Here is a 16,688-nt window from a genome sequence, read left to right as displayed (position 1 = left end):
GTCAGCGTTTAAGCAATTTCTGCTGGAAAGGTCACTACTTTTTCAATTTTGACCTGATCCATTGCAACCATGAGTAAACGGTCTACACCTAAAGCGATACCTGAGCATTCCGGCATATGAGGCAACGCTGCTAACAGATGCTCATCTAAAGGCATAACATGAAGCCCCTGCTTAGCCCGCTCTGCATTATCTGCTTCAAAGCGTGAACGTAACACATCCGCATCGAGCAATTCATCGTAGGCATTGGCTAGCTCTAAGCCTTCAATATAAACCTCGAAACGCGCCGCGACCTCTTCCCCATCTTCATCTACTTTCACTTTTGCCAAAGATGCCATTTCTGGTGGAAAGTCAGTTAAAAAAACTGGAGCATCAAATCCTAAACTAGGTTCAACAAAATGAGAAAATAACAAATCCATGTAAGCTAGACGATCATCGCCCAAATCAAGATTTAACCCCACACGATTTGCCGTATCTTTGAGTTGTTTCAAAGTTGCCTGCAAAGGGTTGATATCTAAACGGTCTTGAAAGGCATGTTTATAACTTAGAATAAACGGACGAACTTCGCCAAAACGATGCTGCAAACAGGTTTGTAATAAGTCTGCTGTTTCATGCATCAACGCTTTTAAGTCCAGACCCGGACGATACCATTCAAGCATGGTAAATTCACTATTGTGTTTACGCCCGTGCTCATCATCTCGAAAAACTTTACAAATTTGATAAATCGGCCCACTACCACTCGCCAATAAACGCTTCATGGCAAACTCTGGTGAAGTCTGTAAATATTGCGTTTTCAATTTGCCATTAATATGGCGCAAAGCCTGAACCGAAGCTAAATGCACATCGGTGACACCTGCTTGTGAAACGATCGGTGTCTCGACTTCCATGACACCACGTTCAGCAAAAAACTGACGAATTTGGGTATAGAGCTTGGCACGTGCTTTTAAGGCATCAATTGAACAAGTAGGTTGATAACTTAAACTCATGCCTGTGGTCCCCCATGTGCTGCCCATTCACGGCGCAGCGGATAATTCTTACGTAATAAATCAAATGCTTTTTGCTCTACTTTTCCGTCTTTAATACAGGCACGAATGTTGGCATCATCTTGAGCAATATCATAAATTTGAGATAGTTTTTGCTTTAATACAGCTTTTAAATCATGTCCCGAAAAATAGTCTTCGCATGCAGGTAGCTGAGTTTCAAAACACTTATTAATGTCGTATCCAAATTTTTGGCAAAACGCTTCATAAATCATTTGTGTACCGCGGGCTTTTCCTTCAAGGCTATAACCAGCAATATGCGGTGTTGCTAAAGCCAACATGTCTATGAGTTCTTCTGATATGACGGGTTCATGCTCAAATACATCAAGCACTACTTTACGCTGTGTACGTTGAATATCTTCCATTAAAGCGGCTTCTTTCACGACTGGACCACGTGCACTATTAATTAAAATCGTGTCAGGTTGAAGCGCTGTAAAAGCTTTTTCATCAAACAAATGATATGTCGGATGTTGACCGTTTTTTGTAAGCGGCACATGAATTGAAATGGCATTGGCTTGTTGCAACAGAGTTTCTAAGCTTACATTTTCAATTGTGTCTAGTTTCACATATGGGTCAAAGCCAATTACATTCCAGCCAAGTAACTGAGCCATATAAGCCAAGCGCTTACCAACGTTGCCAAGGCCAACAATACCTAGGGTAAATTTTTCTTGTTGTTCTAAAAGGTTTGCATCTAAATGAAGTAAAGCAGTAATGACATATTCAGCAACCGCTTGCGCATTACAACCAGCCGCATTTGCCCATGTAATTCCTTGTTTTTCTAACGCCGCAATATCTAAATGATCGGTCCCGATTGTGGCACTGCCCACATATTTTAATGCTGTGTTTTCAATTAAACTTGCGTTAACTGCAGTAACCGAACGAACCAATAAAGCTTCAGCATCTTTTACATCTGCATGGGTTAAAGTGCGCCCTGCTTTGTGTTGAATATCGCCAAACTCAGAAAAAAAGTAATCGGTAAATGCCAAGTTTTCATCTGCGACGATTTTCATTGTCTGCAACTCATAGCTTATAAAAACGTTATTATCCTTTGAGTTGTAGCAAAGCACAATGTTAAGGCCTTTAAATTCACGATTCTAAACTTTGACGGTTTGCAAATTACAAGCCACCACCAAAGTAGAAATAGGCCATCAAGGCCAGTGTGATCCAAACTAGAATAATCAACACAGCAACCAAATAATTTTGAGGTCGACGCTCCTGTTGATCTAGCCATTCTTCAGCTTGTTGTTCCGCATCTAAAATGACTTGTTGAGGTGTAAAATGAACAGCTAACCAAATCAGCATCGGTAGAATGATGGCCTCATCTAAAAGGCCTAAAATAGGAATAAAATCTGGAATTAAATCGATTGGACTAAAGGCATAAGCCACAGCCACCACAGCAATAACTTTTGGGAACCATGGCATTTGAGGATGCTTTGACGCAAACCAAAGCATAATAATTTGTTTTTTTAGACGTTTTGCCCATTCTTTTAGTGATTGTAACCAAGACATTTGGACAGACTCTGAACCTTTAGAGTTTTATAATAATCCATAAAACCTATCCTTAGCTTAAAAGCCAAAGAAATGTCAGATGAGCTCTATTTTAGGTTCATCATCTTGAACAATATATTTTAAATTTCTGTATATAAAACAAATCTATCTCCCCTACAAAAACTCGCCAAAGTCAGGCCAGATTGTTTGGCTAATTGAATAGCCATACTGGTAGGTGCTGAAATTGAAGCAAGCAAGCTAATATTTAGCTGGGCACATTTTCGTATCAGCTCATAACTTGCCCGGCTGGTCATCACCACAAAACCTAAACTGGTGTCGTAGTTTTCTTGCGCTAAATAACCTATTAATTTATCTAAAGCATTATGGCGGCCGACATCTTCAAATAAAGCGGCGATATGACCATCAACCACCCAAGCTGCGGCATGTGCGCCACCCGTTAAAGCGGTAATTTCCTGTTGGGCTTTTAAGTGAGAAATGGCACTCGGAATTTGCTCAAGCCATATTTTTGATGCATGCGTTGTAATTTTAGGAACATCTAACTGAAACTGCTCTAAGCTTTCAATTCCACATAAACCACAGCCTGTACGACCGATCATCATTCGGCGATGTTCCTTTAAGGCAGCAAACGCTCTAGATGAAATGGTCATTTCCACCGTAATACCCAATTCATTTTGATGTACATCAAGCGCATATAGCTCTTTTAAGCTTGTTAAAATTCCTTCCGAGAGACTAAAACCTTTAGCAAATAAATCAACATCAGTCGGTGTCGCCATCATCACCGCATGCGAAATACCGTTATACACCAAGGCGATTGGGTACTCTTGCACAATATGATCTAAAACATTTTCAGAGTCGGTTTTGTTAAACCGCTGTACTAGTAATGTTTCAACCCCATAAGAATGTGGTGTCAAAATTATTTCCTTTATTTCAAAATGGCGCTTGTTTAGAGCGCCATTTGTTTGGATGATATTTTTAATATTGCCTTTGATTAAAGGTTGCTTACTTTCTTATCGGCATCTTCAGGGGCTACTGCCGTTGCCAAGTTAAAATGCTCTGGCGCATTTCCGGGATGCAAAATCACAGGAACACTTTTTGAAGCAGGAATCTTGGCATATTTATCATGACTGCTTAATGCCACCAAAGGATTAGTTTCCGGATAGTAAGCGGCTAAACTGCCTCGCGGAATGTTGTACGGCACAATACGGAAACTATGCACGATACGTTTTACACCGTCCGAGAAAACACTTTCAATATCAACCCATTGGTTTGCTTCAAAACCAGCCTCATCAATATCAGCTTGGTTCATAAACAACACACGGCGCTGACCGAACACTCCACGGTAACGGTCATCTAGACCATATAGAGTAGTGTTGTATTGGTCATGAGAACGAGTGGTCATTAAGGTATAAACCTTACTGTCCGTATATGCGGCAGCGTACTGATTTTCTTTATCGGCATAGACTTCACTCAGCGGTGTAATCATAAACTGCGCTTTACCACTTTTTGTATTCCAGATGTGCTGATTGGCTGGATGTTCGAGGTGGAAGCCACCCGGCTTATAGACACGTAAATTAAAGTCATGGAACTCATCAAAGACATCGGCAATAGAGTCACGAATACGGTCATAGCTTTCGATATACCATTTCCATTTAATCTGACTGTCTGGAAGCACTGCTTCGGCCATTCGGGCGACGATATCTGGTTCAGACAAAATATTGTCAGAAATTGGAGCGTTACGTCCTGCTGACAAATGAATATTACTCATCGAATCTTCGACTGAAATTGCCTGTGGGCCATGAAGCTGCTCATCAATTTCGGTACGGCCTAAACATGGCAAAATAAGAGCATCTTTACCACACACTAAATGGCTACGGTTTAACTTAGTTGCGACATGAACAGTTAAATTACACTTTCTAAGTGCTTCTTGGGTATACGGCGTATCTGGCGTTGCAACTGCAAAGTTCCCACCTAAACCAATAAAGACTTTGACCTCGCCTTCAGCCATGGCTTTAATGGTTTCAACGACACCATGTCCATTTTTTCTCGGTGATTTAATTCCAAACACGCGATCAATGTTGTCGAGTAATTTAGGGCTAGGCAGTTCATTAATGCCCATGGTTCGGTCGCCTTGCACATTACTATGCCCGCGAACTGGACATAACCCTGCACCTGGCCTGCCAATTTGACCACGTGCCAACAATAAATTTGCCAGCATGTGTACGTTAGCAGTTCCGTGACGATGCTGGGTAATACCCATTCCCCAACAGAAAATTGAACGCTCTGATTCTAAAAAAAGTTTGGCGAGTTTTTCTAAATGTTCAGGCGATAGGCCTGAGTGTTTATAAAGATCTGCCCATTCAGTTCTTTCAACCTCAGCAATCATTTCATCAAAACCAACGGTATTAACCGCAATAAAGTTTCGGTCAAAAACGCTTGGTTTACCTGAGGCAAGTGCTTTTTTATCCCACTCATTTAAGTGTTTTAACATACCCAACATGAGTGCATAGTCACCACCAATTTTAGGTTGGAAATAATAGCGACTAATTGGTGTACTGCCGTTAGTCATCATTTCAAGCGGTGCTTGCGGGTCTTGGAAACGCTCAAGACCTCTTTCTTTAATTGGGTTAATCGCAATAATGTTACCGCCGCGTTTAGATACTTCACGTAAAGTACCTAACATACGTGGATGGTTGGTGCCGGGGTTGTGCCCAAAACTAAAAATTGCATCGGCTACGTCAAAGTCTTCTAGAGTGAGTGTACCCTTTCCTAAACCAATCGAGTCAAGTAAGCCAACACTTGTGGTTTCATGACACATGTTCGAGCAGTCTGGAAAGTTATTGGTACCAAAGCTCCGCACAAATAATTGATATAAAAATGCAGCTTCGTTACTGGCACGGCCAGAGGTATAAAATGCAGCTTGGTCTGGGTTGTCTAGCGCATGTAAATGTTGAGCAATGAGTTTAAATGCACCGTCCCATGAAATAGGCACATATTTATCGGTTGCAGCATCATAGCGAACTGGGTCTGTTAAGCGGCCTAAGTCTTCGAGGAAAAAGTCACTTTGTTCTGATAACCAACTGACGGTATGTCCTGCGAAATATTCAGGAGTCACTGTTTTACTGGTTGCTTCAAAGGCAACTGCTTTTGCACCATTTTCACAGAAGTTAAAGGCATGAGCATCTTTCTTTTCTGGCCATGCACAGCCGGGACAGTCAAAACCTGTAGGCTGGTTAATATTGAGTAAGGTAATTGAACCTTTACCTAAAATATCTTGTCGCTTTAAGTTTCGAGCAACACTTAGCAGTGCGCCCCACCCGCCAGCAGGATGAGTGTATGGCTCAATTCGCGCAAAACCGTTATTTTCCTGTATATGCTTTTGTTCTTCTGAATTATCCACTTTTTCATCCTCTTATTTCTTCTTAGGCATTCAACAGATCCAATAAAACCACAATTTAATTATGCTTATATTAAGAATCGCTGCTGTCTATCTTATGGGCAGAGTCCGCTTGGTATGTTATTCACCATATTTTAAAAAGCTGGCTCAACTGTTCTTATAATATGTGCCATATTTTTTACAATTACAATCATTTAGGCCAACGGCGCTATTTATAGAAAAACATATAAAACAATGAGTTAAAAAGATAGAAACTCCGCCTTTTACAGATCAAAACATTATTGGCTTTTATTTTTAACAGATTGAAAGCCTTTTAAAATTGATGTTTACATGTCTTTATCTATGTTTTTTTCGCATTAAACAGTATAAAACAATTAAAAATCTATCCATATTAGAGCATTTATGAAGGTTGTGATCGCCCCTGATTCATTTAAAGACAGCTTATCTGCTTTAAACGTAGCTCAGGCCATTGCCAAAGGATGGCAAGAAGTTTTTCCTCATGCAGAAACGATTTTATGCCCGATGGCCGATGGCGGCGAAGGAACTATTGAAGCAGTGTTAGAGGTCTGTGAAGGTGAATGGCGTGAAAAAACTGTAGTCGGGCCATTAGGTCAGCCTGTTCAAGCCAAATGGGGATGGTTAGAAAAACCAAAAATCGCCATCATTGAAATGGCTCAAGCGAGCGGCATACAGTTAGTCCCACCGTCAGAACGTGATGCTTGCCACAGCACAACGTTTGGAACAGGTCAGCTCATTCTGGATGCTTTAGATGCAGGCGCAAAAGACATTATTTTAACTGTGGGTGGTAGTGCTACTAATGATGGCGGCACAGGATTACTGAGTGCTTTAGGTGCTGTTTTGCTCGATGCCAACCAAAAGGTTTTACCCACAGGTGGCCTCGCTCTAGGCAACCTATCAAAAATTGATTTAACACATTTCGACTCTCGTATTCAGCACACGCGGTTTTTACTAGCTGCCGATGTGACCAATCCACTTTGCGGTCCAAACGGCGCATCTCATATTTTTGGCCCACAAAAAGGGGCTTCCCCTGCTCAAGTACAACTGCTTGATGCAGCGCTTGCTCATTTTGCCGATGTCTCTGCGCAACTTTTAGGTTTCGACAAACGAAATGAAGCAGGTTCTGGTGCTGCTGGTGGTTTGGGCTTTGCAGCCAAAAGTTATTTAGATGCAGATTTTAAAGCTGGCGTTAAAGTCGTGGCGGAGCTGAATCAGCTTGAGCATAAAATTTCTAACGCAGATTGGGTCATTACAGGCGAAGGTAAATTTGACCAGCAAACCTTAAGCGGTAAAACCGTTTTTGGGGTAAGCCAAATTGCAAAAGCTCATGGCATCCCTGTCATTGTGATTGCAGGAACTTTAGGCCAAGGCTATCAAGCACTTTATGAGCACGGCGTTACGGCTGCATTTTCACTAGCAAATGGCCCCATCACATTAGAACAAGCCTGCGAACATGCGGCAGAACTCATTTATGAGAGAACAGTGGATATTGCGAGGTTAATTCAGTTTAGCCAAACCAGCTTAAATGATAAAAAAGTTTAATCGGCTAACTTTAAAAGACTCTCTCTACAGCTTTCCAAGATTTCATCGCTAAGCACAGATTGGTCTGGGCATGCGCGAGACAAGGCAATTGCCCCTACAGACTGAGCAAGAATATTAATGGCTTGCTTTCTTAACTCTGGTGTTTCCAAAGAAACTTGTTTTGCTCGTTCATTCATAATGAACTGGATAAGTTGCTCAATGCCCTCTTCAAATTCGACTTTTACTTCGTCTGGCTGTCTTGCGGCATCACAAGATAATGCTGTTAGTGTGCAGCCCAAATCTCGGTTATCTCGATGGGTACGGGATACATAAAGTTGAATAAATTGAGCTAAATTTAAACCTTCTATTCTTTTTAAAACCTGCTCAAGCCCATGTTTAACAGTAATTGAGACAAGGTCTGTTTTCGAACTGAAATGTTTATAAAACCCACCATGAGTAAAGCCTGCGCTAGACATTAATTCAGCAATGCCGACACCGTCGTAGCCTTTGTTACGAAACAGTTGAGTCGCCTTTTCAACAATTTTATCTCGGTTTTCTTTTACCTGAGTTTTACTGACTTTCATGTTGGCCTACCCACTTTTACTCACCCTACTCGTCATAATTATACATTGATTATGATTGACATCAAAAATTATATATTTTAGATTATGATCATCATCTAAAAATTAAAGCGTGGAGAGATCACATGTCAGCTCAATCAAAAGTACTTATTACAGGAGCTTCGTCAGGAATTGGTTCTGTCTATGCAGACCGATTTGCTCAACGTGGCCATAACTTAATCTTGGTTGCACGAGACACAAACCGCCTAGATAAAATCTCAAAAGATCTTCAAGAAAAATACGGTGTACAAGTTGAGTTCATTCAAGCCGATCTATCAAACGATCAAGACATCAGTAAAATTGAAGATGTACTCAAAAACGATGCTGATATTGAAATTTTGGTAAATAACGCTGGTATCGCACTAAACGGAACCTTTTTAACTCAAGATATTAAAGATATTGAAAAACTCATTAGTTTAAATATGACTGCGGTTGTTCGTTTGTCTCATGCAATTTCGCAATCACTTATACATAAAGGTAAAGGTGCCATTATTAATTTAGGCTCCGTGCTTGGATTAGCTCCTGAATTAGGTTCTACCATTTATGGCGCAAGTAAATCTTTCATCCAATTTTTTAGCCAAGGCTTATATTTAGAATTAAAAGATCATGGCGTGCACGTTCAAGCCGTATTGCCTTCTGCTACTAAAACCGAAATTTGGGAACGTTCAGGCATCGACTTAAGCCAAGTTCCACCATTAATGGATGTCAATGATTTGGTCGATGCCGCTCTGATTGGCTTTGACCGTAAAGAAACAATCACAATTCCTGTGCTGAAAGACGAAAATCAATGGAATAATTTTGAAAAATCACGTATCACATTACTACCAAACTTTTCTTCGGCTGATGTAGCCCAACGTTATAAAAACTAACGAGTACCGCTACCCAACTCTTAAGTAGGAAAATCTTATGAATGTTATTGATGCCATCCGTAACCGCCGCGCAGTTAAACGCTTCGACCCTGCTTTTCAACTCTCTGACGATAACAAAAAGCAGTTATTACAAGAAGTTTTAGCAAATGCGCCAAGCGCTTTTAACTTACAACATTGGCGTCCAGTCATCATTGAAGATACTGAGTTAAGACAAAAAATTCGCACCATTGCTTGGGATCAACCACAAGTTACAGAATCATCATTACTGATTGTGTTGTGTGCAAAAGTAAATACATGGGAAGTTGATGCTAAGCGTGTGTGGGATGGCGCGACTCCAGAAGTACAAAATATTATGGCTGGCGCAATTGACCAATATTACCGTGACCGTCCACAAACCCAACGTGACGAAGTTATGCGTAGTGCTGGTATTTTTGCTCAAACCTTGATGCTTCTTGCTCAAGAGCATGGTTTAGACAGTTGCCCTATGGATGGTTTTGACTTTGACGCGATGGCGAAGCTCATTAACTTACCTGAAGACCATGTGGTGTGTTTAATGATTGCGGTTGGTAAGTCGGCTTCCGAGCCGTACCCACGCGTGGGCAAACTTCCTTACGACGATGTCATTATTCAAAATACATTCTAAGTTTTTAGTCAGATTTTAGGCTTTCATACTATTTGTTCTTTTTTTATAAATAGATGGAAGCCTTTAATTTGGCATGCATTTTAAATGCGGACTTTGAATCCTATTTAAACTGCTTCAAAAAACATTCTAATATCATTTCTCTATCCCCTACTTGAGCCGAGCTTAAAAGCTGAATAATGGTTCCTTCAATCATATATAAAAATAATTTGGCGTCCTGAAAGGAAACATCTTTTTTTAGTTTTATTAACTGACTATAGATTTCATTAAGCAACCATGTTCTATATCTCATTGCGGTGATATAAGCTTTTGGATAGGTCAGTTTGATTTCAAAAATTGCTTTAAATAATAGATAGTAAAGCCCCTCCAAATCGGTGTGTAAGGCATAAATTTTCTTAAGTTTATCCACCACACTTGTTTGACTGGTGTACTCAACCATTGAAACTACTTTTTCTTTTAAACGTTCTTTTTGCACGATCATGCAGATTTCAATGAACCGTTCTTTAGAGTGAAAATAATGATAAAAAGTCGCTTTTGGAATTTGAGACTCTTTCACGATTCTGTCGATTCCAACCGTATGAAATCCGTGATGGTGAAACAGATCAATTGATTTATTTACGACTTGGATGGCACGTGGGGAGATCACTAAATTTGGCATAGTTTTACCGTTATAAAAATTCTTGTTGTATGTAAACGAGATACTTTTTTGGGAGAAAAAAAGGCATAGCAAAGCCGTTAAGACTGTGTTTTGCACATCTCAAGTTTTATTGTTGATTAAGTTTTTGGTCGCGACGAATTAAAGCCTGAAAGCGCTAATCGCTATCAAGCTGCGTATAAATTTAAGTCGTGTCGATATAGACTTTGGCAAAGGCTGCCAAGAAATTAAGAATGTGCAAAGCCAACTCCTTTTTATTGGGAGTTCTGCCAGACATTTATAGAATTATGGTGGCAGAACGAAAGGGGGTTAGCAGACTGGCTCAAGACCCAGCACACCCGAAGGTGTCCCCCTTCCGTCCTACCGCTACAAAAAGGGAGACGAACGGGTCTACATCAAAAAAATGAATTTTTTCAATGTTCTTGAGCACGGTCTGCTAAAACCGGCTGGCAATGTGGCCAGCAGGCAAAGAATAGTGCCCTGTTCTATTGCAGTCAAGCACACAAAATGACATTTGTTTTAATTTAGACCATTAAAAAGTAAGGATAAATAATGAGATGATTATTGTTTAAGTGGGGTTTATAAAAGGGGGTTTAATTTCGGTTATTCAGAATAGATCAGTGCTTAATTAAGACACTATTAAAATGGGTAAAGCAGCTTACATACATAAAACCTATCCTACCAACATATAGAAATGATAATAATTTGAAGGAAGTGTTGGAATATCTAAAGTAACACTTTCAAACTTGTCAAAGTGTAGATACTGCTCTATATAAAACAACAAAGACAACTATACAATTTATATGTCAGATCTCATCTCAAATATTTAAATAAATTTTTTTATAAACATAATTACAGCTCATATTATCCAAACAATTCTGGATCATGAAATCGATATAATTTGCCACGTTCATTAACCTCGCGAAGTTTTTGAATGGCTTCACAATCACTCAACCCTTTCTCTACCAATACCGCATATAAGTGATAAAAATCACTAACTATATCATTAGAAAATATACCTGGATCATCAGAACCCAAAGAAACAGCAATTGTAGGATCATTTGGCTTTTGAAAGCCTTCAACTCTCATCCAACGTAATGCGTGATGATCTCTATAATGTTGGTATTGACTGATGCGAACGTTACTTGTAGGTAGTGTCTCTATTACAATACGTGCTTCTGCAAGCCTACGCAGTGTGGACTGCTGTAATAAGATTAATGTTTCTATATCTAAATAATTTGTATCAACATTAATATGTTCTTTACTCTTCATAATTACATTAGGATCACGCCACCATTTGACTAAAATATCTAACTTATTTTTTTTCAAAACTTTTGCAACAAGGTATGCTTCTTGTCTCCAAACATCATTAAATGTTGATGTTTGCCAACACCACTCATCTTTATTATCAATAGCATTAAATACATATTCAGGAAGTAATCCACGATATTGCATTTGCATTAATAGTGTTTCAGGCTTGATCTCCATATCATGCTGAAATATATCACTAATAAGAATATTGATGTCCTTAGTTATCTTTTGTGTTGCTTCATAGCACTCAGGTTTTGATTTTAAAATATCCCAGATTACCAGCAAATCAAGAAGCCATTCCCCACGTTGAATGACAATTTGTGAAGGCATACTATTTATCCATATCTCAGGATCCATACCTATAGCCGTGCCATGACCTATACGATCCCCCACCTGAAAATCAAGTAAGTCCATAACATCAATAATCTGTCGAATACCACTAATTAAATGAGGAAAATCTTCACCTACATGATAACTTCTATGTAATATTCCATATTGCTTAGCCGCCCTATAGAATGGTGCAAATATTTCTGGTGGGGCATGTAATTCATTTGAAGCAGCGTCAATGCCACGAATCCATTGAGAGAGCCGAGGCCAGCGTTCTAAAGTTTTTTGTAAAATATCACATTGGTTTTTTAGTTTTAACCTTAATTTTTTATGTCGATAATCTTGTTTTCCAATTTCATATTTACATTCTTCTTTAATAAAATGTACGACTAAAGTTAATTTAAAATATTTTCTCGAACCTAGTGGACATGCGAGTTTTACTTGATCATTAAGTTTTTCAAGTATCTGTGAAAGTTCCCAGTGCTGATAGTCATTTTCAATACTTGATGAAAGATAAAAAAGATAGCCTTTTAATATACTACTTAGTATTTTTTCATTCTTTTTCAATTCATTCTTAGGGGCAAAACGTCCTTCAAGCCAATTTATATTACTTCTCTGTGGGTTTGCTCCGCTCAATTGCAGGAAACGATAAAGATATTTTTTTTCAGATGCTTCCCTTAAGTCAGTAAAAGTATATTTTTGAAACTGATCAAATCCATACATATCTTCACGTTGTACAACTAATTGTAAATACTGATTTTGAATTAATATATACAAATGAAGTAACCGATCTGTTAATTTGGAAGGTTTATCATTAAGTTGCTTAATAACTTCATATAACCATTGAACTTCTTGTTCAATCAAAGAATTAATATTCCCAAATAAAGGAGGTGAACTATCGAAAAATGGAAAATCACGATCTGATAATAGTAGACTCGATATATCATGAGGCAATGAAATATTTTTATAAACAGAATCTAAATTTTGTTTTATTTTTTTTGAATATAATTCTGCACGTCCATCAGCAATTGCTATTAACCAACAACGTAACAATCTAGCTATTTTTAACCACTGATTTAAAGAGCTAGGATTTAAATCAGGATTAATTGAATGACAAAGTTCTCTCACTAAATGATTTTTTTTATATTGATCACAAAATTCATTTAATTCTTTTTTTGGATTATATAAGGCTCTTAACCAACACCATTCAGCACTTGTAGTACCATTTAAGTGTAAATGAGTTTCATGTAATCCTTCATCTGAAATATAAGAGTCTACTACTGGTTCATAAGGATAAATAGGTGTAAAGATTCCCTTATAGTTAGATAATGGCACTTGCCTCATACGATTTTTAACTGAAGGTATTGAATAAGCAGCAATACGAATTGGTAGAGCTGAAATACGACTTAATAAATTCTGCCAATCGCCAAATAATGAGAGTTCAACATGAATTTTATCACCGCGAAAATATATGTATTGGTCAGATAACAGCTTTAAGGAGCTATATATCCAACCTTTACCACTAGATTTTTTTTCTTGTTTTACTAAAGACCAATGTGATCTAAATACATGGTCTGGATAAGAGGTGCGCCAAGGCTGATAAGCTAAATAAATTACCTCTTCAAGACCTTTTTCATTAATCTCATTTACAAAAGGTAATTTCTCTAATTTTTTAAGTAAATGTGTATTAGCAAGAAAAAATGGCGATAAAATTGTATTAGGTTTTGGGTATTTTTGAATCACGTTATTCTCTCATTACTTTTTAATTCTCTAATTTTAGAGGTCAATTCACGAATTTCTGAATTTATACTACGCATTGAAGAGTTTAAATCTTTCAATATTTCATTATCCATTTCCATATCTTTCTTAAGACTTTCTTTATTTTTTTCAAGGTTAATTAATTCTTGTTCTCTATTTTTAATTTGATCTCTAATTTTATTTACCTTACCAATAGAATCCACTTCAGAATTTAACTCAAGTAGATTACTCTTTAAAGACTCCAATTCCTTGATAACAATATTTATTTTATCTTCATTTTCTGCCATCATTTCATTAGCTAGATGCAATCTAGTTTTTCTCAGATGTATTAAACTTTCAAGATTTTTACGATTAGTTTGTAAATTAGTTCTAGACTCACTTAATATCCTTATTTTATTATCTTCTTCACTATTTATATCGACACCAGAAATCGATACATTACTAATAATAGGAGGAAGCCTAGAAACAAAAGTACTTTCATTAATATAGTCATCCTTACTTTTCATTATTAATCCTTGAATTATAGGACAGCTAGCAATCATTTTAGTTAATGGAAAATATTCAAAATCAATATTTTTTAATTGCTTTAATTTATCATTTACTGGTTTAAGAGCAGTTTTAGGATTTTGTCTACTCATTCTTTTTGTTGGCAATACTCCTTCGTTAAATGCAGAAGCTTTAAAGTGATGATCCTCCTCTTCCACCAAGAATGCATTTATTAAACAATGAGTATATAAAGAAATAATACTCCCTAAATTATTCCAATTATCCTTACTTTCAGCTACGCTAATTAAGCTAAAATATAATCTAATCCATACTTTACCAAGAAATATAGAGGAAGGTTGTATTTTCACCAGATCTTTATGAGAAATAATTAGCCATTTACAAATCGCAGAAACCCATTCATCAATATATTCTTTATCAATATTATCAATTTCTTTATCTTCTAATTCAGAAGACATATCATTTGAAAAATCTGACCAATTTGGAGCAGAGATACCTAGCGTAGTTTCTAGTTTTCGCAAACAATTAGTCACATTCTCTCGCAATTTTGGTGCTACTTCTGATATATCAATATTCTCATCAATTTTATTAGGAATTTTAGATGCATCAATAAAATTTTCACCGATTTTAAGTAATCTTGTCATTACGCCCAACACGTTAAAAATTGAAAAATATAATTGTTTTTTACTCCCTACTATCTCAATTAATCCTAAATTAAAAGGCAACGATACAGCTCTATTTTTCTTGATAAATTCATATGCTGTAATATTTCTTGAATCTTTTTCACTTCTTATTGGCGTTGATTTAAGTTTAATAATACCAGCTTTAATAGAAGCAGAGGATTTTTTTGAAATTAGAACGGCAGTTGCATGCCATGCCCAATTTAATGCATCTTCATGTTGGCCAATACCACAATAACGTTTAAATTGTAATAATTGTAAAGACTCGTCTGAATGGTATCTTTTTAACTCATCCTTTATATAATAAAATAAACTAACGCTTCCAGAACATTGCAACATATAATTAATCGCAGATGAAGCCTTACCATGTGTAAATTCAGCAACACTAGCGGCTAATGCTACAAATGAATTTCGTAAATTATCTTCAATAGCCTGAGGTCTAAGATAACATCCTGTATCTTGTCCACCATCTTGGGTAACTGTATCAAATACACTTTCAATTAAAGTATTTTCATCACCATTATTTAACTTCTCTACCTCTACTTTTGCAGCATAGAGACTGCTTAAAAAAGTATCTCTAAAGCTCTGTGCAACTTGCGGAGTAAATTTAAATAAATTCTCATAATTAACTTCTTTAGAATAAATTTCCGAACTTGATTGCAATAATTGTAGAACCGAACGCAAAGGCTGTTGTAGTAAAAAATCACGATAAGTTTGAATATTAGAAGAACCCTCAACATGAAAACCAAATTGGATTAACTTATCAATAGAATCCTCTATATTTATAGTTATATTATTATCTTCTGTATTCTCAGAACTAGAAAAGCTAACTTTGTAATCTGCCTCTTTAACGAGCTTATTTAAAGGATTAAGTGAAATTCTATTTTGTATAGGAAATATTTTTTTTAAATATTGATCTTCCATATGATCTAATAAATCACTTCGCTCTCTAGTACGATTTTGATCATACTTATACAAATTTTCACTCATATTACCCAAATATAATCCTCTCACTACATTTGAATAAAGTTTTAAATCTCCAGCCATCATGACAATAATTTGAGGAATATCTAAATAACGTCTTACCATTTCTAAGACTTGTTCACCTTTTTTAAAATGAGTATCAGCATCATCTATTAATATAATTAAGGCATTTTTGTTAAGAATTTTACATGCATGTTGGATCAAATCTACAAAAGCTGAATGCAATTGCATTGCATCCTCTGCTCGATCTAGGCCCCAGTCCAAGAAAACGTCATCATCAATTAAATCATAAGGATTCTTACCGCTATTAAGTAATCTTAAGCCCCCAGCTAGTTTTTTTAATTTTTTTCGCCATAATTCATATTCTGCATCCATATCATCAGAATGGTGAATATGCATATTCCTTCTACTTTTTATTACTGTTTGGTTTAATTGAGCTATCAAAGTCAGAAAAATATGCTCATTCAACTCAATTTTACTAGGGTCAATATAAATTAACTTTTCCAATTTATATTGATTTATAGTGATCAACTCTTTAACTATATTTTTTAAAAATGTGCTTTTTCCTGCTCCACGAGTACCATCAATAAATATAGAAAGATTTGAAGTATTTGTAGATGGATATTTTTCAATTTTCTTAAGATGCTCCCAAACTATTTTTTCAACTTTTCCATAAGCTTGGTAGTGGATGAGCTCCTTTTTACCTAACTGAATATGATCACCATTACTATTAGATAAATCTATTATAATTTCTTGATGTAAACGCTCAATCATTTCAAAATATTCCTTAACGTACTTTTAAAATTTACTGTGTTAAATAAAGTAATTTTTTGTATCTTTAAAAAAATTAAATAATGCCAA

The 16,688-nt window shown here is 36.7% G+C and carries 12 protein-coding genes; 3 read left to right on the top strand and 9 right to left on the bottom strand.

Features of this window, described 5'->3' with window-relative positions; translation table 11 throughout:
* Positions 1-8: 8 nt before the first annotated feature.
* The 5 genes from epmA to AAC388_RS04185 all read right to left on the bottom strand — a co-directional run bounded on the left by epmA (position 9) and on the right by AAC388_RS04185 (position 5,943).
* Positions 9-983, bottom strand: a complete 975-nt coding sequence (epmA, locus tag AAC388_RS04205; protein ID WP_206218227.1) for an EF-P lysine aminoacylase EpmA — start codon at positions 981-983, stop codon at positions 9-11.
* Positions 980-2,047, bottom strand: coding sequence for a 4-phosphoerythronate dehydrogenase (locus AAC388_RS04200; RefSeq protein ID WP_342371241.1), 1,068 nt, complete (start codon positions 2,045-2,047; stop codon positions 980-982). Before AAC388_RS04200 ends, epmA begins: the two co-directional genes overlap by 4 nt.
* A gap of 106 nt (positions 2,048-2,153) precedes the next feature.
* Positions 2,154-2,546 carry a DUF1232 domain-containing protein gene (locus AAC388_RS04195; RefSeq protein WP_342371240.1) on the bottom strand — a complete coding sequence of 131 codons (393 nt, stop codon included), beginning with the start codon at positions 2,544-2,546 and terminating at the stop codon, positions 2,154-2,156.
* 119 nt (positions 2,547-2,665) lie between these two features.
* The gene (fdhD, locus tag AAC388_RS04190; protein WP_342371239.1) at positions 2,666-3,457 is read right to left on the bottom strand and encodes a formate dehydrogenase accessory sulfurtransferase FdhD; all 792 of its coding nucleotides are present in this window, start codon (positions 3,455-3,457) and stop codon (positions 2,666-2,668) included.
* Positions 3,458-3,534: 77 nt separating this feature from the next.
* The gene (locus tag AAC388_RS04185; protein WP_342371238.1) at positions 3,535-5,943 is read right to left on the bottom strand and encodes an FdhF/YdeP family oxidoreductase; all 2,409 of its coding nucleotides are present in this window, start codon (positions 5,941-5,943) and stop codon (positions 3,535-3,537) included.
* Positions 5,944-6,342: 399 nt separating this feature from the next.
* On the opposite strand from AAC388_RS04185, the gene AAC388_RS04180 reads away from it, so the two are divergent.
* A complete protein-coding gene (locus AAC388_RS04180) occupies positions 6,343-7,500 on the top strand; it encodes a glycerate kinase (RefSeq protein WP_342371237.1) in 1,158 nt (385 codons plus the stop codon).
* Here the strand turns inward: AAC388_RS04180 and AAC388_RS04175 are convergent.
* A complete protein-coding gene (locus AAC388_RS04175; protein WP_342371236.1) occupies positions 7,497-8,063 on the bottom strand; it encodes a TetR/AcrR family transcriptional regulator in 567 nt (188 codons plus the stop codon). The two genes, AAC388_RS04180 and AAC388_RS04175, sit on opposite strands and share 4 nt — an antisense overlap.
* A 122-nt stretch (positions 8,064-8,185) precedes the next feature.
* Between AAC388_RS04175 and AAC388_RS04170 the strand changes: the two genes are divergently transcribed.
* Together AAC388_RS04170 and AAC388_RS04165 are read left to right on the top strand one after the other, a co-directional pair.
* On the top strand, positions 8,186-8,968 hold the full coding sequence (locus tag AAC388_RS04170) for an SDR family oxidoreductase (RefSeq protein ID WP_342371235.1): 783 nt from the start codon (positions 8,186-8,188) through the stop codon (positions 8,966-8,968).
* A gap of 37 nt (positions 8,969-9,005) precedes the next feature.
* The gene (locus tag AAC388_RS04165; protein ID WP_032057642.1) at positions 9,006-9,611 is read left to right on the top strand and encodes a nitroreductase family protein; all 606 of its coding nucleotides are present in this window, start codon (positions 9,006-9,008) and stop codon (positions 9,609-9,611) included.
* Positions 9,612-9,711: 100 nt separating this feature from the next.
* Here AAC388_RS04165 and AAC388_RS04160 read toward each other — a convergent pair whose 3' ends face one another.
* From AAC388_RS04160 to AAC388_RS04150, 3 genes are all read right to left on the bottom strand, one after another.
* Complete coding sequence (locus tag AAC388_RS04160; protein ID WP_342371234.1) at positions 9,712-10,266, bottom strand: helix-turn-helix domain-containing protein; 555 nt, start codon at positions 10,264-10,266, stop codon at positions 9,712-9,714.
* An 861-nt stretch (positions 10,267-11,127) separates the two neighbouring features.
* Positions 11,128-13,644 (bottom strand): hypothetical protein, encoded by a 2,517-nt coding sequence (locus AAC388_RS04155; protein ID WP_342371233.1) that lies wholly within the window; start codon positions 13,642-13,644, stop codon positions 11,128-11,130.
* The gene (locus AAC388_RS04150; RefSeq protein WP_342371232.1) at positions 13,641-16,601 is read right to left on the bottom strand and encodes a hypothetical protein; all 2,961 of its coding nucleotides are present in this window, start codon (positions 16,599-16,601) and stop codon (positions 13,641-13,643) included. Before AAC388_RS04150 ends, AAC388_RS04155 begins: the two co-directional genes overlap by 4 nt.
* Between the last annotated feature and the right edge of the window lie 87 nt (positions 16,602-16,688).

The sequence above is a fragment of the Acinetobacter sp. D009 genome, assembly GCF_038562025.1.
GTDB lineage: Bacteria > Pseudomonadota > Gammaproteobacteria > Pseudomonadales > Moraxellaceae > Acinetobacter > Acinetobacter pittii.
The sequence above is the reverse complement of the archived record's forward strand: the minus strand, read 5'-3'. Positions and strand labels throughout refer to the sequence as shown.

Excerpts from the sequence above, each read along its gene's own strand:
- epmA (WP_206218227.1), bottom strand. The coding sequence starts at position 983 with ATGAGTTTAAGTTATCAACCTACTTGTTCAATTGATGCCTTAAAAGCA.
- AAC388_RS04200 (WP_342371241.1), bottom strand. The coding sequence starts at position 2,047 with ATGAAAATCGTCGCAGATGAAAACTTGGCATTTACCGATTACTTTTTT.
- AAC388_RS04195 (WP_342371240.1), bottom strand. The coding sequence starts at position 2,546 with ATGTCTTGGTTACAATCACTAAAAGAATGGGCAAAACGTCTAAAAAAA.
- AAC388_RS04180 (WP_342371237.1), top strand. The coding sequence starts at position 6,343 with ATGAAGGTTGTGATCGCCCCTGATTCATTTAAAGACAGCTTATCTGCT.
- AAC388_RS04175 (WP_342371236.1), bottom strand. The coding sequence starts at position 8,063 with ATGAAAGTCAGTAAAACTCAGGTAAAAGAAAACCGAGATAAAATTGTT.
- AAC388_RS04170 (WP_342371235.1), top strand. The coding sequence starts at position 8,186 with ATGTCAGCTCAATCAAAAGTACTTATTACAGGAGCTTCGTCAGGAATT.
- AAC388_RS04165 (WP_032057642.1), top strand. The coding sequence starts at position 9,006 with ATGAATGTTATTGATGCCATCCGTAACCGCCGCGCAGTTAAACGCTTC.
- AAC388_RS04160 (WP_342371234.1), bottom strand. The coding sequence starts at position 10,266 with ATGCCAAATTTAGTGATCTCCCCACGTGCCATCCAAGTCGTAAATAAA.
- AAC388_RS04150 (WP_342371232.1), bottom strand. The coding sequence starts at position 16,601 with ATGATTGAGCGTTTACATCAAGAAATTATAATAGATTTATCTAATAGT.